Below are 16,090 nucleotides of genomic sequence, written 5' to 3'. Positions count from 1 at the left end.
CGGCGAGCCGAGGTTCATCTCGTGGCCGATCTCGGCGAACGCGCGGCTCGCGAGGTCGGCGGGCGTCGTCGGTCCAGCTCGCCGCGGGCCGCGCTGAGCACCTCGGGATCGATCGCCACGCCGGTCAGCTCGACGGTCGCGAGGACCTGCACGATCGGCAGCTCGATGTCGGCGAGGACCGACAGCATGCCCTCGCCGAGCATCTCGGTGAGGGCGCCGACGAGGCGGAACGCGTACCACGCCTCGGTCGCGGAGACTCGCCCGGCTCGACGGTCGGCACGAGCTGGTTCGGGTCGCCCTGCGCCATCGTCTCGTCGAGGTACTGCGAGACCTGCGCGGGCAGCGTCGCCGCGTGGCCCGTGGGCTGCAGGAGTTCCGCCGCGGTGCGGGACAGCCGAACGCCAGGCCTGCCGACCGGGAGGCCGGCGGTGCGCAGCGCCTTCACCTGCGGCTTCGCGTCGGCGAAGTACTTGGGCCGTCGCTCGCCAGCCACTGCTCGAGGCCCGTGTAGTCGGGGCGGTCGGCCGCCCAGGGGACGAACGCCGACTTCCTTCTCGACAGGCCGATGCCCTCGGAGCCGTCGAGGCCGACCTGCGCCTGGACGGCGACGGGGTCGTACTTGGCGAGAGGACTTCGTGTCGAGCCAGTGCGCGAGCTCCTCGTCGACCATCGTCCGCACCGCGGGCGCCGCGGTCATGCCGACGGTGTCGCCGGCGAGCGCGGCGGCCGCTCCCTCGACGCCCTCGTCGGCGGCGAAATCGTGGACGCGCTCCTGGAGGGTCTTGAACTCCAGGCGCGAGAGGATCTCGCGCACCGCGTCGGGGTCGATCGGCTGCCGGGCGAGGTCGGTCAGGCCCAGCGGCAGCTCGACGTCGGTGACGAGGCGGTTCAGCCTGCGGTTGCGGAGGGCGTTCTCCTTCTGCTTGCCGCAGCTTTCTCTCCGACGACGCCCTTGATCTCGTCGGCGTGGGCGATGATGTCGGCGACCGTGCCGTACTGGTTGACCCACTTCGCCGCGATCTTCGGCCCGACTGTCGACCCCGGGCAGGTTGTCGCTCGTCTCGCCGACCAGGGCCGCGATCTCGGGGTACTGGTGGGGCTCGACGCCGTACTTCTCGAACACCTTGTCGCGGTCGTAGCGGGTGAGCTGCGAGACGCCCTGCGTCGACAGGTAGAGGAGGGTGACGTCGGGCGTGACGAGCTGGATCGTGTCGCGATCACCCGAGACGACGAGCACCCGGTAGCGGCCTCCGCGCCGCTTCGCGAGTGGCGAGGATGTCGTCGGCCTCGAAGTCCTCCTTCGAGACGGTGCGGATGTTCATCGCGTACAGCGCCTGCTCGGGGAGCGGGACCTGCCCCTTGAACTCGGGCGGGGTCTCTCCGCGGGTTCCGCTGTACTCGGGGTACTCGCGGGTGCGGAACGAGTAGCGCGAGATGTCGAACGCGACGCCGAGGTGGGTCAGCTTCTCGTTCAGCAGCAGGATCAGCATCGACAGGAAGCCGTGGATGGCGTTCGTGTGCGCGCCGTCGCGGGTCTGGAAACTGTCGACCGGGAGCGCGTAGAACGCCCGGAACGCCAGGGAATGGCCGTCGACGAGCAAGAGGGTAGGCTGTTCCGGATCGAGCACACGGCAAGACTACACAGCGCCTCCGACACCGGATCCGGACGGTTCCGAGCCGCTGGTCGAGGCCTCCTCAGGACGACGACGAGGAGATCCGGCTGACCGACTCAGCCCCCCTCAACACCTCCTGGGTCCGGCCCCCGCGATCGACCTCGTGGCCGGGATCGGCCGCGGGATGGAAGCTCGCCGAGCGGATGGGCATCGTCTGGCACGAGCTCTCGCCGCAGCACTCCGTCGCCTCCATGCCGGTGGAGGGCAATCGCCAGCCCGTCGGGATCCTGCACGGCGGGGCGCACATCGTGCTGGCCGAGTCGATGGGCTCGATCGCCGCGAACATCCACGCGGGCGAGGGCCGGATCGCGATGGGGATCGAGCTGAACGCGAGCCACAGCCGCTCGGTCGCTCCGGCTTCGTCATCGCCACCTGCGACGCGATCCACCTCGGGGGAACGCTGGCGACCCACGAGATCGTCGTCCGCGGCGAGGCCGGGCGCACCGCCTCGACGGTGCGGATCACCAGCATCCTGCGCTGACCCGACCGGCCGCGGCTCCGTGCCGCAAGCCCCGGTCGTGTCGCAGTCCCGAACCTAGGCTCGCTGCGTGACTTCCGCGACCTCCTCGAGCCTCCCGTCCATGCCCTCCGAGCTGCCGTCCTTCGACGCCGACGCCGCACCGGACGAGCCGCTCGACCTGTTCGGCCAGTGGCTGCAGGAGGCCGCGACCGCCGGCCAGCTGCTCCCCCGGCGCCACCCTCTCGACGGCCGGCGCCGACGGCCCGGATCGGCGCCCGGGTGCTCGTCCTGAACGTCGACGAGCAGGGGCTGGGCCTTCTCCACCCATGCCACGAGCCCCAAGGGGCGGGAGATGGAGGAGAACCGCACGCCGCGCTGACCTTCTTCTGGCCCGTGCAGGGGCGTCAGGTCCGCGTCGAGGGACGGATCGTGCGCGGCTCCGCGGCCGAATCGGCCGAGGACTTCCGCCGCCGATCGAGAGGCCCGGGCCGGCACCGCGCTGCTCGTCGGACGGCAGAGCGAGCCGATGGCGACCGCCGCCGGCTTCGACCTCGTCGCGCTGACCAGCGTCGCCGTCGGCTGCTCCCCGCGACGATCGACCGCGAGTGGGCCGTCTACCGCGTCGTGCCGGAGCGGATCGAGTTCTGGCAGGGCTCCTCCGCGCCCGAGCAGGACCACGTCCGCCTCGAGTACCGCCGGAACGACAGGCGGGCGGCTCCCGACGCACTTGCCCTCTGGCCGTAGATCAGGGCTGCCGCCCCGGCGGCTGCGCCTTCGGACAGGCATTCCTGGGCGATCGCCTGGGCGACGTCGTGCATGGTGAGACGGCGGTCCATCGACGCCTTCTGGATCCAGCGGAACGCCTCGGGCTCGGTGAGGCCCATCTTCTCGTTGAGCAGGCCCTTGACCCGGTCGGCCAGCTTGCGGGTCTCGAAGCGCTCGACCATGTCAACCTCGGCCTCGAGGGTCAGGATCTGGGCGTAGCGCGAGGGGGCGATCTCGATCGCGGGCAGCAGGTCGTTCGGGGTGAACGGCTTGACCACGTAGGCCAGCGCCTCGCTCTTGCTGAGCAGGCTCTTCTGGCTGAACGCCGTGAGGAGTGACGACCGGCGCGATGTGCGCCTTCGAGAGGCGCTCGGCGGCCGAGATGCCGTCCAGCTGGGGCATCTTCACGTCCATGATCACCAGGTCGGGCCGGAGTTCGGTGGCGAGGGCCACGGCGGTTCTCGCCGTCTGCCCGCCTCACCCACGACCTCCAGGCCTGGTCGTCGCGGAGGATCTCCGCGATGTCGAGGCGGACGAGCGATTCGTCTTCGGCGACGACGACCCGACAGGGTGCGGTCGGCGCGGTTTCCTGGTCTGTCACGCCGATGAGCCTACGGTATTCTCGACGGGCTCGTGATGAGCCGGTGTGGCGGAATGGCAGACGCGGGGCACTCAAAATGCTCTGTCCGAGAGGGCTTGTGGGTTCGAGTCCCACCGCCGGTACCGCCCGATCGCGGGCCTCATCGGGGTCCGCTGGCGTCGTCCGGGCTGACCGCCGCGGCTCCTCTCTGGCCCCTGTTCGATCTGGTGCTGCGCACTCCCAGGCTGGAGTTGCGTCCGGTGCGGGGCGAGGATCTCCCCCGGTCTCGCGGCCGCGGCGCTCGCCGGGATCCACGAGCCGGGGCGCTCGCCGTTCCCGGCTCCGTAGGCCGAGGCGCCCGCCGATGGGCTGCCCGCGAACCTCGCCCGCTACCACTGGTCGCTCCGCGCGAGAACCCGCCGGACACCTGGAGGGTCGCGTTCGCCGTCATCGAGGACGGGGTCGTGATCGGCGCCAGGACCTCCTGGCCGACCGGTTCGCGGCCACGCGCTCCGTCGCCTCCGGCTCGTGGCTCACCCTGTCGGCTCACGGCCGGGGTCTCGGCCGGGAGATGCGGGCGGCCGTGTTGATGCTGGCGTTCGACCACCTCGGGGCGGAGGTCGCCGAGAGCAGTGCACTGGCGTGGAACACCGCCTCGATCCGCGTGTCGACGGCGCTCGGCTACGAGCGCAACGGCAGCAGCCGCACGGTCGGCGCCGACGGAGCAGGTGTCGAGGAGACGCGGTTCCGCGTCACTCGGAGGACCTTCGTCCGACCCGCGTGGGCCCTCGACGTCGAGGCGTCCGAGGCCACGCAGGTGTCTGCTCGGCTCCGCAGCCGATTAGACGCGGGTCAGGCTCCTCCGCAGCCCGCCGCGGGTGCCCGCGCCGCAGGATCCCGCGGCGCCGCAGGATCGGGACAGCTCGTCGAGCATCCGGTGCAGCGTCACCGCGTGGAAGTCCCCCGAGAACGCGATTCCGTCGTTGTCGGCGTCCTCGCCCAGCTCCTCGATGAAGTCGGCGATCTCCTCCGCGGTGCCGACGAGACCCCGCCGGTCGGCGACGAGCCCCAGCCTGGCCTTCGCGGTCAGCAGCTCGCGCAGCGGCGCGTCGGGGCCGGCCGAGCCGTAGAGGCCGAGATGCTCCCCGAGAGGACGTGCCCGCCGAAGACGGCCGGATCGATCGGCCGATCGAGGTCGAGCGCGGTGAGGTCGGTCTCGAGGTCGCTCGAGTAGGCGGAGGCGAGGGCGAGCAGAGCGGTCTCGTCCGGCTGGGCGGACGCGACGACGAAGCCGCTCCGCCTCCTCCCGGCTCGAGACGACGATCGGCTTCGCGACGAAGAGGACGGTCAGATCGTCGGGGTCACGTCCGTGCGACGCCGCTGCGGTTCGCGCCCGCTCCCGGTAGGCGCGCACGGTGGCGACGTCGAGCGAGGCCAGCGCCAGTTGGACGTCGGACTGCGCGCCGGCGAAGTCGATGCCGCGGGCGATCCTCCGGGAAGACGACGACGGGCTCGCCCGTCTCGAACGGCAGCGCGTTCAGCGGGCCGTCGAAGGAGTAGTGCTCCCCGCGGTGGCGGACCAGGCGCAGGCGCGTGCCGTCGGCGAAGAGCCCGGTCGCGGCGTCCTGGAGGAGCGCGCCGTCGTCCCAGCTGCGCCACAGCTCGCGGATCGAGTCGAGCCACTCGTGCGCCCGGTCGTAGGCGCGGTCGTGCGGCAGCGGGTCGAGTCCGAAGTGGCGGCTGCTGCCCACATCGGTCACGACGTTGATGCCGAGTCGGCCCCCGCTGAGTGCTGCAGCGTCGAGAGACTGGCGGGCCGCCTGGTATGGGCTCCACGCCATCGGGTTCACGGTCGGCGCGACGCCCAGGTGCCGCGTCGCCTCGAACAGGTACGGCGCGAGCAGGAGCGGGTCGTGCCGGGTCCGCCGTAGGCGCGGCGCACCCGCAGGTCGAGGGTGTCGGCACTGCCCAGCGACAGCGCGTCCTCGATGATCACGAGGTCGAAGCCGGCCTGCTCGAGCTCGCGCGCTCTGCCGGTAGAGCTCGGGCTCCGTCCAGCGGCGGTCCCAGTCCCAGTCCGGCCGCCCCACGCCTGCGGTCCGAAGCCGCGAGGAAGGAACCCACGCGAAGTGCTGCAGGCGGCTCACGACGCCGCCCGCCGGCACGAGCGGAACGGCCGAGGCGAGGAGACCTGCCTCCAGGTCGTCGATCGGGTCCTCGACGTCCTCGATGCCGGTGGAGAGCCGCAGCAGGCCCGGTGCCGAAGCCGGCCGCCTCGCTCCTGGACTGTGCGCGGGTGTGGGTCGTGCTGGCGGGGTGCAGGACGAGCGAGGCGCACGTCGCCGAGGTGCGTCATCCGCGTGAACAGGCCAGGGCGTCCGTGAACCGCCGTGCGCGCCTCCGCCCCCGCGCCGGGGTGAAGGAGAATGACCGAGCCCTGACCACGCGGCAGACGCCGCCGCGGATCGGTGCGACCGCGGGCTGGAGGCCGGAGCCGCTGTAGTCCACGCTCTCGACCTCGGGCCGCGCCTCGAGCCACTGGGCGATCCGCAGCGCGCTGCGCGAGCTGGCGCCGTACGCGCAGCGACAGCGTCTCGAGCCCCTGCTCGAGGAGGAACGCGGTGAGCGGAGGACGGTCGGACCCATCCGTCCGGCGACGACGTCGCGGGTACGTCGAGGGACGCCCGCTCGGGGCCGGTTCGGCGACGGCGAGGTGCGGGAACCGGGCGGCCTCGGCGCGCCAGTCGAAGCGGCCCGCATCGACGACGGCACCTGAGATGACCGCGCCGTGGCCCGCCGGGAACTTGCTGGCGGAGTGCACCACGACGTCCGCCCCGTGCTCGATCGGACGGAGCAGGTACGGGGTGGCGAAGGTGTTGTCGACGACGGGGGGCACGCGGTGGAGGCGCGCGACGTCGGCGACGAGCCGCAGGTCCACCACGTCGTTCCGCGGATTCGGGATCGACTCGACGAGCACCGCCCGGGTCCGCGGGGTGATCGCGTCCTCCCAGGCCAGCGGGTCGTCGGCGTCCTCGACGAAGGTCGTGGTGATGCCCAGGCGTGCCAGGTTCTCGAGGAGCAGGTTCCGGGTGCCCTCGTAGAGGCTCGCCGCGGCGACGACGTGCTCGCCGGCCGAGACGAGCGAGCAGGGCGACGGAGAGCGCCGCCTGGCCGCTGCCGACGAGGAGCGCCCCGGATCCGCCCTCGAGCGCGGCGAGACGGCGCTCGACCGCATCCGTCGTCGGGTTGCCGACCCGGGTGTAGGTGTAGCCGTCGGCGCCGGCGAAGCGGTCGCGCGCGTCGTCGAGCACGAGTCGAAGCTGAAGCCCGCGGTGAGATAGATCGGGGTGCGCCGGGCGTGGAGCGCGTCCTCGGCCGTGCCCGCGTGCAGCTGGCGGGTCGAGAACCCCCAGGCGTCCGTCCGCTCGCTCATCCCGTTCCGCCTCCCGCCCCGTCCCTCGGGGTGCCCCACGATGACACCGGGGGCGCTCCGCGGGTGGCGGAGGTTACCCGGCATGACGCTCACAGCACCGGCCCACCGCTCTGCGCCAGGCTGTCGGCGGTGCCGTCGGCGCCGGAGGGCGGACACGCATGGCGAGGCGCACGCGGGATCACGGTCCCCACTCTCGGGCTGGCCTCGGAGCGGGGCAGAGGCCCGGGAGACCGGCCGTCGGTCGAGGCCGGCGCTTCGTCGACCTGGTGCGGCTCGCGCGGCGCAGCGGCCTGCTCCCCTGGACGGATCTGGACTTCGGCACGGAGCCGTCCCGCTCGGCGCTGCCGCCGCGAGCAGGCGGAGGGTCTCCGCAGTGCTCTCGAGGAGGCGGGCGGTGCCTTCTGTCAAGCTCGGCCAGCTGCTCTCCACCCGATCGGATCTGCTGCCCGAGTGGGTGAGCGCCCTCTCCGCTCTGCAGCGCGATGTGGGCCGGCCCGTGGCCCGCGGTGCGGGCGGAGCTCGGAGCGGCGTTCTCCGGTCCGCTCGAGCGCGTCTTCTCCTCGTTCGAGGAGGTGCCGGTGGCGGCGGCCTCGATCGGCCAGGTCCATCGCGCCCGCCTGCACGGCGGACGGCTCGTCGCGTGAAGGTGCTCCGCCGGGATCGCCCCGGAGGTGCGCCGCGACGTCGACGTCGCGCTGCGCGCCGTGCGGGTGATCGAGCGCGCGTCACCGCAGGCTCGGCAGCTCGGGATGCGCGCGATCGCCGAGCAGTACGGCGCCGACCTGATCCGCCAGCTCGACTTCCGCCTGGAGGCGCTGAACCTGCAGGCCCTGCGCGCGGTGCAGGCGCGGTCGCCGCGCTCCGACGAGCTGGTCCTGCCCGAGCTCGTCGAGGAGCTCTCCGGCCACCGCGTGCTGGTGATGGACTTCATCGAGGGCGAGACGCTCACGTCGGTGACCGCCAGGGGCGGAGTCGCCCTGGTCCTCGAACCCGCCCTGCGGTCGATCCTTCGCGCCTTCGTGCGGCAGGTCGTGCTCGACGGCGTCTACCACTCCGATCTGCACCCCGGGAACATCCTGCTGCTGCCGGACGGCCAGCGCCGCCCTCGTCGACTTCGGATCCGTCGGGCGGCTGGACCGCGAAGCTGCGCGAGCGCGCCCAGGATCTGCTGATCGCCTACCTGCAGTCCGACAACCGCGCGTTCGCGGATGCGCTGCTCGGTGTGGCCTCGCTCGAGGAGGGCGCGGACGAGGACGCGTTCCGGCGGGAGCTGAGCGCCTTCCTGACCCTCGAGCTCGGGCCAGGAGCGCGCGTCGACGTCGCGACCGTGGACGCCCTCGTGAAGGTCGTCACCGCGTACGGGCTGGCGGTTCCCGCGGAGGTCGTCGCTGCGGGACGCGGAGCAGCGGTCCTCGAGGGCACCCTCCGATCGACCGTCCCGCAGATCGACCTGCTCGACGAGGCGAAGGCGCTCGCCGCCGAGCAGATCCGCGACCGCCTGGCTCCGACCGCCCTGCGCGACACGCTCGCGAGCGAGGCGCTGGGGCTACTGCTGGGCCTGCGGCGCCTCCCGCGCCGACTCCGAGCGGATCGGCGCCGCCGTCGAGGACGGGGAGCTCACGGTCAACATCCGCGTCCTCGCCGATGACAGGACGCGACGCCTGGTGGCGGCGGCGGTCCGCCAGAGCGCTGCTCGTCGCGGTCGGCGCCGTCGGCGGAGTCACCGCACTGGGCTACCTGACGTCCCCCGGTGCGGGCGGCGGAGTGCTCGACGCCGCGACCGTCGGCACCTGGCTCGGCGCGGGCTCGCTGGTCGCGCTCGCCGCGGCGGCGGTGGACGTGGTGCAGCCGCCGCTGACGACGCACGGGGCGGATCACCAGAACATCGTGCCCGGGGCCCCCTTGAAGGGACCGACGACGCGGAGGTGATCCAGCCGCCGTAGAAGTCGCCCGGCTGCGGCTGGACGGTCTCGCCGTCGACCGTGCAGGAGTCCATCCGACCTACGCAGCGCGTGCCGCGCAGCTCCTCGAAGCCCGCCCTCGGCTCCGGGTAGGTCCAGCCGGCGCTCTCGGCCACCGCCGAGCCCCCTCGCACGCTCAAGTAGGACGCAGCGCCCTCGGAACTCGCAGACGCTGCGGCCCGGCGCGGGCTCGAGCGCCCCGTCGACGAACGCCTCTCGCGGGAGGTAGTAGACGGGCGGATGGCTGGTCTCGAGGACGCGGAGCGCCTCGCGGCTCGCGGCGACGACCACGCCGCCGAGGCGGACGATCACGTGCTCGGAGGTGGGCTCGGACCCGCGGGGGCCTCGGGTAGTCCCAGACGGATTCCCGGCCCTCAGCGGGCGGTACGCGCTTCATCCTCCACGCTACGCGCCGTCCGCCGGGTCGCGAGAGTACCCGGCGAACGCCCGGCGGGTCCGCGTCCGGCGACCGCGGATCACCGCCGGGGCGGCACGCGGGGCCCGCGGTCGCGTAACGTCGTCCTTGCGCCGGACCCCCGAGACCGTGCGCAGAAGAGTCCAGCGTGCCCACCGAATGCATCCACGGCCTCGACATCGCGCTCTGCGACGTCTGCTCCCCCGCCAAGGCCCCCGAGCCCGCGGCCGGGCGCACGCGCACCCTGCGCGCGTTCCCGGGACCTCCCGTGCGGCCACCGCGCGAGCGGCGGCGCGGGGCACGGCCCACGCGAAGCCGCTGCCCAAGGTCGACATCGCCGCGCAGCGCATCTACCACGTCACGCACATCGACAACCTGGCCGCGATCGTGGCCGCGGGCGCCATCATCGCCGACGAGCAGCTGCCCGAGCGCCCCGCGATGGACGTCAGCGCCGAGACCACGCGCGAGCACCGCCGCGCCGTGCAGGTGCGCGACGGAGCGAGCGTCGCCGGGTTCGTCCCCTTCTTCCTCTCCCCCGACGCCGCGCTCTGGGCCGATCTGCGCGGGGAGCGCGTCGCTCCGCACTGGTCGCCCCGCGCGCACGACACGACCGCGTCGCAGTACGTCGTCCTCGTCGGGTCGCTGGCCTCGGCTCGGTGCTCAGCGACGGCGATGCCTCGCACGTCCTCACCCGCTTCACCGAGGGCGACGCCCTGGTGCGCACCTTCGCGCGCCTGCTCGTCGACGAGCCCGCTCTCCGCAGCGCCGAGGCGCTCGTGCCCGAGCGGTTCCCGCTCGCAGGAGATCGCGGTCGTCGGAGTCCCGTCGGTGACGACGCGCAACAAGGTCAAGGCGCTCTTCGAGGGCAGCTCCGCCCCTCGCCCCGGGTCGCGGTCTGCCCGCCGTGGTTCCACCCGGTGGCCGAGGGGAGTGACCCCTCAGGCGCCGGACTGCAGGTCGATGCGCTCGAGAGGTAGCGCTCGATCGGCATCAGCCCCTGCTCGCCGAGTCCCGGTGCCCAGCGCACCATGACGTCGTGGCCGCGCACCGCCAGCGGCTCCGGGTCCGCGAGCAGCCCGTCCGCGTCCAGCGCCAGCCTCCGCCAGCCGTAGTTGACGATCTCCCCCTCGCGGAACGGGCCGTCGAAGGCGGCGCGACGGATCTCGCGGCGCGCCTCCTGCGACTCCGATTGGTTGTTGGCGTGCAGCGGTGCGACCGCACGCGTCACCGAGCCGGTGGCGAAGAGTGCGCCGGAGCGATCGAGCAGCAGGACGCCGACCCGCCAGGCGCGCGTCACCGGGGCCATCACCGGTGCGCGGCGGAAAGCCGAGGATCGCCCTCGGGCGCCGCAGCTCGGCCAGAGCCTGGTCCTCGGCTCCGCGCGCCTCGAGCTCGGCGACCGCCGAGACCAGCACCTCGGCGAGCCGGGCGGCGGCCCTGATCGCCTGCGTCGCCGTCCGTCATGCGCCTCCTCCGTGCGTCGTCACCAGCCTAGAACGGGTGGCACGCGCGCTCGAATCGCACAGCCCGGTCCGCGCGCCCGGCTACGATCGCCTGACGACAGCGAGGGAGGACGAGCGATGCGCGTCATCATGATGGGGCCGCCCGGCGTGGGCAAGGGCACTCAGGCGGCGATCCTGGCCGGCTCGCTGGGCGTGCCGGCGATCCTCGACGGGAGAGCTGTTCCGCGCGCACGTCGCCGATGGGACCGACCTCGGCAGGCGTCTGCGGACCATCGTCGAAGCCGGGCAGTACGTGCCGGACGAGATCACGAACGCTCTGGTCGCCGAACGGCTGGACGAGGCCGACGCGCACGACGGCTTCATCCTCGACGGCTATCCCCGCACCCTCGCCCAGGTCGGCGAGCTGGACCGGATGCTCGAGGAGCGCGGTGCGGAACTGGCGCGGGTGGTGCTGCTGACCGCCGCCACCGGCACCGGTGGTGGGCCGGCTGCTCTCGCGCGCCGCCCAGCAGAAGAGGGCCGACGACGACGCCGAGGTGATCCGTCACTGCGGATCTGCGGTCTACGAGCAGGAGACGGCACCGCTCGAAGAGGTCTACGCCGACGCGGGACTGCTCGTGCGGGTCGACGGGAGCGCCGACCAGGACGAGGTCGCCCGGCGGGTGGCCGCGGCGTGCCGGACGGAATGACCGGTCACGCCGCGGCGACGGCTCAGATCGCCGAGGCGAGGACCTCGTCGGAGCTTGGCCGAGGCCTCCTCGTCGGTGCCCTTGAGCGCGAGCGACAGCTCGGACACCAGGATCTGACGGGCCTTCAGCAGCATGCGCTTCTCGCCGGCCGAGACTCCGCCGGCCTGCTCGCGGCGCCACAGGTCGCGGACGACCTCGCTGACGCGGTAGACGCTCCGCTGGCCATCTTCTCCTGGTTGGCCTTGAAGCGGCGGGACCAGTTGCTGGCCTCCTCCGCGACGTCGCTGCGCAGGACGTCGTAGACGGCCTGGACACCGGCGTCGTCGATGATCTCGCGGACGCCGACGAGCTCGGCGTTCTCGACGGGCAGGGTGATCGTGAGCTCGCTGGTGTGCACGTTCATCGTCATGAACGTCTTCTCGACGCCCTTGACCGAGCGCTTCTCGAGCCCGGTGATCGTCACCGCTCCGTGGGTGCGGGCAGACCAGGGTCTCGCCGACCTCGAATGTCATCATGTCGTGCCTTTCATCGTGGGGCCTTCAGTGGGAGGAACAGGGGATCCGAGCGGCGCATCGGCCAGCCACGGGGGAAGGAGGGCGACGAGTTGCTCGACGAGCTCCTCGTCGGTGCCGTCGAGGAGCCGGCGAGCCACGCTCCGACGGCGGCGAGCACGCCGCCGGCCGCGAAGGTCGCGGTGAGCTCCGGGTCGACGCTCGCGGGGACGTCCACGCGGCCGAGCACCTCGCGGTGCAGGGCCAGGACGGTGTCGAGCACGGCGTCGTCGGAGCGCGACGCGTGCCGAGGGCGCGGGCGCGCAGCCGTGCGTGGAAGGCGTGGCGGTCGACGAGCCGCTCGACGAGGCGCGCGTAGCCGCGGCGCAGAGCCGTCGCTCCGGTGCGGTCCTCGGCGTCGCCCTCGGCGACCTCGGCGACGACGAGGTCCTCGCGCAGCAGTGCGGAGGCGACGGCGGCCGCGTCCTCGAAGTGCGCGTAGAAAGAGCTGCGGCTGATCCCGGCCTCGCGGACGATGTCGCTGACGGCGATGCCCTCGGTGCGCTCCTCTGCGTCGTGCATCACGAGGCGCTCGACGGCGTCGAAGACGCGGCGGCGGGTGCGTCGCGCCCGAGGATCGGCCGAGGTGGGCATCGAGGAGGGACCCGCTCCGTGCAGGAGGCGACGCGGCGGAAGTCATCGACATCAGTCTACCACTTCCCGGACAGGTGTTCGGGAGTCGGGAGCAGGGTCCTGCCGTCAGCCGCGGTGCGCCTCCTCGGTCGACCGAGGCGCGTCCTCGCCGCGCGCTCACTGGGCGAGAGGCGACCGAGGTGGAGCTCCAGTCCCCGCATCAGGAGCCGGTTGGCCGTGATCGCCGGCCACCAGGGGCGGCGGAGCCCGAGCAGCCGACGGACCTCCGGGCGGAGGGAGGCGACGGCACCGGCGAAGAGCAGCGGGTAGACGACGCCGGCCTCGCCCGGGAGGCGGATGTCCCGGAGGAACCCGACGGCCTCGCGGACCCGCTCGTCCGGCTTCAGCTCGGCCGCGAAGCCCGTGAGCTGCTGCCGGAGCTCGGCGACGCTCTCGGGCGGGTTCGGCACGCCGAGCAGACGGCCGGACTCGGCCCACTCGCGCACGTAGGCGTCGGGGCCGCCGAGGATCGGACGTCCCCAGATCTCGTGGGTGCTGAGGAAGGCGTCGGTGAAGGCGTCGTGCACCCAGAGCAGCAGGCGCGGGTCCTGGGCCGAGTAGGGGCGCTCCGCGCCGGCCGCGTCCTCGTAGGTGCCCGTGATCCGCTCGTGCACGCCGGTCACCCAGCGAGCGGCCCCGGTGGCGGCGGCGCGGTCACCGAAACTCGTCGTGAGCACCCAGCGGACGGTGTTGTCCAGCCGCCCCATCGGGTCCTCGCGGTACGTCGAGTGGTCGTGGACCCCCGCCATGGCGCCCGCGTGCAGCGTCTGCATCAGCAGCGCCCTGACGCCGGCGATCATCGTCGGCATCGCGCCGTTGACCGCCCACACCGCACTCCCCGGGACCGAAGAGCCCGGGACCTTCGCCCTGCTCGAGTGCGACGACCCAGTCGGGGCGGGGACGGGGTCGGCGGGAGCTCATCCGGCCAGTGTGCGCTCGCCCCCTGTGCCGCGGCTGTCTGTCACCCTTCCGGCCGAACGCGCCTCGCTACTCGGCCAGCAGCTCGCGCAGATCCTCGGCCGTCAGCGCCTGCGCGAACAGCTCGCCGTCGTCCAGGACGGCCGCGCCGAGACGGGCCTTGCGCTCCTTCAGCCGCACGATCTTCTCCTCGATCGTGTCGAGGGCGACCAGCCGGTAGACGTTGACCCGGCGCTGCTGCCCGATGCGGTGCGCCCGATCGGCGGCCTGGGCCTCGGCCGCCGGGTTCCACCAGGGGTCCAGGATGAAGACGTGGTCCGCCTCCGTGAGGGTGAGGCCGGTGCCTCCCGCCTTGAGACTGATCCAGGAACACCGGCGCGTCGCCCGAGCGGAACGACTCGACGACTCCCGCCCGGTCGCGCGTCGACCCGTCGAGCTGCACGAACGGCACCCCGCGCGCCCGCAGCCGCTCCGCCGCCCGCTCAAGGTACGACGTGAAGGTGCTGAACACGAGCGCGCGCCGACCCTCGGCCAGCACGTCGTCGAGCTGCTCCAGCAGTGCGTCGAGCTTGGCGAGGGGACGTGCCGGTAGGAGGAGTCGACCAGGGAGGCGTCCAGCGCCAGCATCCGCAGCAGGGTGAGCGAGCGGAAGACGGTGAACCGCTGCCGGTCGAGGTCCTCGACCAGGCCCAGCAGCTTGCGCCGCTCGCGCTGGAGGTAGCCGTCGTACAGCACGCGGTGGGCCGGCGCGAGGGTCACCTCGATCGTCTGCTCCTGCTTCTCGGGCAGCTCGGGTGCGACCGCCTCCTTCGTCCGGCGCAGGAGGAACGGGCGCACGCGTCGGCGCAGGCGCTCGAGCCGGCGGCGAGCCCCTCCTCCTGCGAGACGGTCCTGCCCTCGGACAGGTCGGGCGACGCGATGCCGAGAGCGCGTCCGCGTGCTGGATCGGCCGGGTGTACTCCTCCTGGAACCGGCGTAGCGGGGGCAGGAGGCCTGGCGCTGTCCAGAGCGAGGATCGACCAGAGCTCGTCGAGCGAGTTCTCGAGCGGAGTGCCGGTCAGCGCGAGGACGATGGGCGCGCCGAGCGAGCGAGCCGCCCGGTGGGTCTGCGACGCGGGGTTCTTGACGAACTGGGCCTCGTCGAGGACCAGGGCGGACCACGTCCGCGCCGCCCACTCCTGAGCTGCCAGGCGCAGGACGGCGTAGCTGGTCAGCACGAGATCGGCGTCGTCGGGGACGCCCGAGACTCCGGTCCGCGTGCTCGGGACCGTGTGCACGCGCAGCCCCGGGCGAAGCGCGCCGCCTCGGAGGCCCAGCCGGGCACTACCGAGGTCAGGGCGACCACCAGGAACGGCGCGCACCGCTCCCCGCCGAGCGCGCCTGCTCGACGGCTTCCAGCATCATCGCGAGGGCCTGCAGCGTCTTGCCGAGGCCCATGTCGTCCGCGAGGATCCCGCCGAGGCCGTGCCGTCGGCGGTGGACGAGCCACGAGTACCCCTCCTGCTGGTAGGGACGGAGCTCGGCGCGCAGGCTCTCGGGAGCGGCGACGTCTGCCGGCACCCCGGCGGCCAGCGCCTGCTGCAGGACCCGCCGCCACGCGCACCGAGGCGACGCTCTCGTCGGCGAGCTCCTCCAGCTCCTCCCACAGCGCCGTCTGGTGCCGACCGAGCCGCGGCCCCGTCTCCCACTCGTCGAGCTGGTCGGCGCGGTTCAGCAGCTCGCGCAGGCGGTCGAGACCCGGATGGGCGAGCGAGAGGTAGGAGTGGTCGACTGAGCCGCACGCGGTCGCCTCCGGCCGAGAGGCGCGGAACAGCGGGAGGAACGGCACGCTGACGTCGCCGATCCTGACGACGACGGCGAGGTCGAACCAGTCGGCGTCCGCGGTGTCGACGGCGGTCACCGTGAGGGTGAGGTCGCCGTTCAGGAGCCGGTAGTCGGGCGGGACGCCCTCGCGCTCCACCCGGACCCCGCCGACCTCCTCGAGACGCGGGAGGTGCTCGACGACGAACACCGCGGCGTCCCGCTCCGCTGCAGGAGCACCCCGGCGGCGAGGTCGGGGACGAGCGGGGATCCGGCGTCGGCGAGCACGGCGGTCGCGCGCCGCAGGATCGCGGCCTCGAGGAACCCCGTGCCCGCTTCGTCGATCTCGCTCGAGCGTCCGCGCTGCGCCGCCAGCGCCAGCCCACCCGCACCGCGCGCGCGGGGCTCGAACGATACCGCGCAGACCAGCCTCGGCGGCTCCGGCTCGTCGATCTCGACGCCCGGCCCGCTCGGTCGGACGGCGACCCTGCCGCGCAGGGCGGGGAGGTGGTCGCGGAGGAACTCGGCGACGTCCTCCGGCACGCTCGTCTCCTCCGGGTGCCGGAGCAGCCGCAGCTCCTCGTCCTCCAGTGCTGCCGCGGCCGGCGCGAGGAGCAGTGCGGACGGATCCCGCCCTCGACGACGTAGACGCCGTGGCGGGCGAGCGGGCGCGCCTCGTCGAGCGGCCGGTCCTCCTCGCCGAGGCGGAGGACCGGTCGCAGCTCGAGCGCCGGACCGGTCGGTCGCGA

Annotated in this window: 19 protein-coding genes, 1 tRNA gene and 6 pseudogenes; 9 read left to right on the top strand and 17 right to left on the bottom strand. The window is 73.2% G+C overall.

What is annotated here, in order from left to right:
• Window positions 1-14: 14 nt before the first annotated feature.
• From AC0CII_RS04515 to AC0CII_RS04505, 3 genes are read right to left on the bottom strand one after another with little or no spacing between them, the layout of a single operon-like run.
• A complete protein-coding gene (locus AC0CII_RS04515) occupies window positions 15-152 on the bottom strand; it encodes a hypothetical protein (RefSeq protein ID WP_465228760.1) in 138 nt (45 codons plus the stop codon).
• A complete protein-coding gene (locus tag AC0CII_RS04510) occupies window positions 125-1,237 on the bottom strand; it encodes a 5'-3' exonuclease (protein WP_465228759.1) in 1,113 nt (370 codons plus the stop codon). The genes AC0CII_RS04515 and AC0CII_RS04510 overlap by 28 nt, the downstream gene beginning before the upstream one ends.
• Window positions 1,218-1,601, bottom strand: coding sequence for a 5'-3' exonuclease (locus AC0CII_RS04505; protein ID WP_465228758.1), 384 nt, complete (start codon window positions 1,599-1,601; stop codon window positions 1,218-1,220). The genes AC0CII_RS04510 and AC0CII_RS04505 overlap by 20 nt, the downstream gene beginning before the upstream one ends.
• A 215-nt stretch (window positions 1,602-1,816) precedes the next feature.
• On the opposite strand from AC0CII_RS04505, the gene AC0CII_RS04500 reads away from it, so the two are divergent.
• Genes AC0CII_RS04500 through AC0CII_RS04490 form a run of 3 tightly spaced genes read left to right on the top strand, consistent with a single transcriptional unit; the run spans window position 1,817 to window position 2,877 of the window.
• Complete coding sequence (locus AC0CII_RS04500) at window positions 1,817-2,212, top strand: PaaI family thioesterase (RefSeq protein WP_465228757.1); 396 nt, start codon at window positions 1,817-1,819, stop codon at window positions 2,210-2,212.
• Window positions 2,213-2,221: 9 nt separating this feature from the next.
• The gene (locus tag AC0CII_RS04495; RefSeq protein WP_465228756.1) at window positions 2,222-2,425 is read left to right on the top strand and encodes a hypothetical protein; all 204 of its coding nucleotides are present in this window, start codon (window positions 2,222-2,224) and stop codon (window positions 2,423-2,425) included.
• Complete coding sequence (locus AC0CII_RS04490; protein WP_465228755.1) at window positions 2,413-2,877, top strand: pyridoxine 5'-phosphate oxidase C-terminal domain-containing protein; 465 nt, start codon at window positions 2,413-2,415, stop codon at window positions 2,875-2,877. Before AC0CII_RS04495 ends, AC0CII_RS04490 begins: the two co-directional genes overlap by 13 nt.
• 41 nt (window positions 2,878-2,918) lie before the next feature.
• On the opposite strand, the pseudogene AC0CII_RS04485 reads toward AC0CII_RS04490, so the two are convergent.
• Window positions 2,919-3,499 (bottom strand): annotated as a pseudogene (locus tag AC0CII_RS04485) (ANTAR domain-containing response regulator); the annotation flags it as partial.
• Between the two features lie 39 nt (window positions 3,500-3,538).
• Here AC0CII_RS04485 and AC0CII_RS04480 point away from each other — a divergent pair.
• Together AC0CII_RS04480 and AC0CII_RS04475 are read left to right on the top strand one after the other, a co-directional pair.
• A tRNA-Leu gene (locus AC0CII_RS04480) sits at window positions 3,539-3,621 on the top strand.
• Window positions 3,576-4,103 (top strand): annotated as a pseudogene (locus tag AC0CII_RS04475) (hypothetical protein); the annotation flags it as partial. The gene AC0CII_RS04480 and the pseudogene AC0CII_RS04475, both read left to right, overlap by 46 nt.
• A gap of 216 nt (window positions 4,104-4,319) precedes the next feature.
• Here the strand turns inward: AC0CII_RS04475 and AC0CII_RS04470 are convergent.
• From AC0CII_RS04470 to AC0CII_RS04460, 3 genes are read right to left on the bottom strand one after another with little or no spacing between them, the layout of a single operon-like run.
• Window positions 4,320-4,892, bottom strand: a complete 573-nt coding sequence (locus AC0CII_RS04470; protein WP_465228754.1) for a hypothetical protein — start codon at window positions 4,890-4,892, stop codon at window positions 4,320-4,322.
• Window positions 4,840-5,625 (bottom strand): LLM class flavin-dependent oxidoreductase, encoded by a 786-nt coding sequence (locus tag AC0CII_RS04465; protein WP_465228753.1) that lies wholly within the window; start codon window positions 5,623-5,625, stop codon window positions 4,840-4,842. Before AC0CII_RS04465 ends, AC0CII_RS04470 begins: the two co-directional genes overlap by 53 nt.
• Window positions 5,622-6,911, bottom strand: a complete 1,290-nt coding sequence (locus AC0CII_RS04460) for a PLP-dependent transferase (RefSeq protein WP_465228752.1) — start codon at window positions 6,909-6,911, stop codon at window positions 5,622-5,624. Before AC0CII_RS04460 ends, AC0CII_RS04465 begins: the two co-directional genes overlap by 4 nt.
• A 482-nt stretch (window positions 6,912-7,393) precedes the next feature.
• Between AC0CII_RS04460 and AC0CII_RS04455 the strand changes: the two are divergent.
• Window positions 7,394-8,083, top strand: a pseudogene (locus AC0CII_RS04455) (AarF/ABC1/UbiB kinase family protein).
• Window positions 8,084-8,133: 50 nt separating this feature from the next.
• Window positions 8,134-8,559, top strand: a complete 426-nt coding sequence (locus tag AC0CII_RS04450; protein ID WP_465228751.1) for a hypothetical protein — start codon at window positions 8,134-8,136, stop codon at window positions 8,557-8,559.
• On the opposite strand, the gene AC0CII_RS04445 is transcribed toward AC0CII_RS04450, so the two are convergent.
• Together AC0CII_RS04445 and AC0CII_RS04440 are read right to left on the bottom strand one after the other, a co-directional pair.
• Window positions 8,535-8,789 carry a hypothetical protein gene (locus AC0CII_RS04445; RefSeq protein ID WP_465228750.1) on the bottom strand — a complete coding sequence of 85 codons (255 nt, stop codon included), beginning with the start codon at window positions 8,787-8,789 and terminating at the stop codon, window positions 8,535-8,537. The two genes, AC0CII_RS04450 and AC0CII_RS04445, sit on opposite strands and share 25 nt — an antisense overlap.
• Window positions 8,786-9,269 (bottom strand): annotated as a pseudogene (locus AC0CII_RS04440) (DUF427 domain-containing protein). Before AC0CII_RS04440 ends, AC0CII_RS04445 begins: the two are co-directional and overlap by 4 nt.
• A 126-nt stretch (window positions 9,270-9,395) precedes the next feature.
• On the opposite strand from AC0CII_RS04440, the gene AC0CII_RS04435 reads away from it, so the two are divergent.
• The gene (locus AC0CII_RS04435; protein WP_465228749.1) at window positions 9,396-10,319 is read left to right on the top strand and encodes a DarT ssDNA thymidine ADP-ribosyltransferase family protein; all 924 of its coding nucleotides are present in this window, start codon (window positions 9,396-9,398) and stop codon (window positions 10,317-10,319) included.
• A 273-nt stretch (window positions 10,320-10,592) separates the two neighbouring features.
• Here the strand turns inward: AC0CII_RS04435 and AC0CII_RS04430 are convergent, their stop codons facing one another.
• The gene (locus tag AC0CII_RS04430) at window positions 10,593-10,751 is read right to left on the bottom strand and encodes a hypothetical protein (RefSeq protein ID WP_465228748.1); all 159 of its coding nucleotides are present in this window, start codon (window positions 10,749-10,751) and stop codon (window positions 10,593-10,595) included.
• A gap of 116 nt (window positions 10,752-10,867) precedes the next feature.
• Here AC0CII_RS04430 and AC0CII_RS04425 point away from each other — a divergent pair.
• A pseudogene (locus AC0CII_RS04425) lies at window positions 10,868-11,439 on the top strand (adenylate kinase).
• Window positions 11,440-11,461: 22 nt separating this feature from the next.
• Here AC0CII_RS04425 and AC0CII_RS04420 read toward each other — a convergent pair.
• From AC0CII_RS04420 to AC0CII_RS04390, 7 genes and pseudogenes are all read right to left on the bottom strand, one after another.
• Window positions 11,462-11,951: pseudogene (locus tag AC0CII_RS04420) on the bottom strand (CarD family transcriptional regulator).
• A gap of 27 nt (window positions 11,952-11,978) precedes the next feature.
• Entirely contained in the window at window positions 11,979-12,584 is a 606-nt protein-coding gene (locus AC0CII_RS04415) for a TetR/AcrR family transcriptional regulator (protein WP_465228747.1), read from the bottom strand.
• 56 nt (window positions 12,585-12,640) lie between these two features.
• Window positions 12,641-13,432, bottom strand: coding sequence for an oxygenase MpaB family protein (locus AC0CII_RS04410; RefSeq protein WP_465228746.1), 792 nt, complete (start codon window positions 13,430-13,432; stop codon window positions 12,641-12,643).
• Between the two features lie 178 nt (window positions 13,433-13,610).
• The gene (locus tag AC0CII_RS04405; RefSeq protein ID WP_465228745.1) at window positions 13,611-14,378 is read right to left on the bottom strand and encodes a helicase-related protein; all 768 of its coding nucleotides are present in this window, start codon (window positions 14,376-14,378) and stop codon (window positions 13,611-13,613) included.
• The gene (locus tag AC0CII_RS04400; protein ID WP_465228744.1) at window positions 14,297-14,758 is read right to left on the bottom strand and encodes an SNF2-related protein; all 462 of its coding nucleotides are present in this window, start codon (window positions 14,756-14,758) and stop codon (window positions 14,297-14,299) included. The genes AC0CII_RS04405 and AC0CII_RS04400 overlap by 82 nt, the downstream gene beginning before the upstream one ends.
• The gene (locus AC0CII_RS04395) at window positions 14,752-15,552 is read right to left on the bottom strand and encodes a hypothetical protein (protein ID WP_465228743.1); all 801 of its coding nucleotides are present in this window, start codon (window positions 15,550-15,552) and stop codon (window positions 14,752-14,754) included. The genes AC0CII_RS04400 and AC0CII_RS04395 overlap by 7 nt, the downstream gene beginning before the upstream one ends.
• The gene (locus AC0CII_RS04390) at window positions 15,462-15,884 is read right to left on the bottom strand and encodes a hypothetical protein (RefSeq protein WP_465228742.1); all 423 of its coding nucleotides are present in this window, start codon (window positions 15,882-15,884) and stop codon (window positions 15,462-15,464) included. The genes AC0CII_RS04395 and AC0CII_RS04390 overlap by 91 nt, the downstream gene beginning before the upstream one ends.
• Window positions 15,885-16,090: the final 206 nt, after the last annotated feature.

It is taken from the genome of Rathayibacter sp. AC182 (assembly GCF_979253875.1).
Note: the sequence above shows the minus strand (reverse complement) of the source record. Positions and strands in the feature narration are given on the sequence as shown.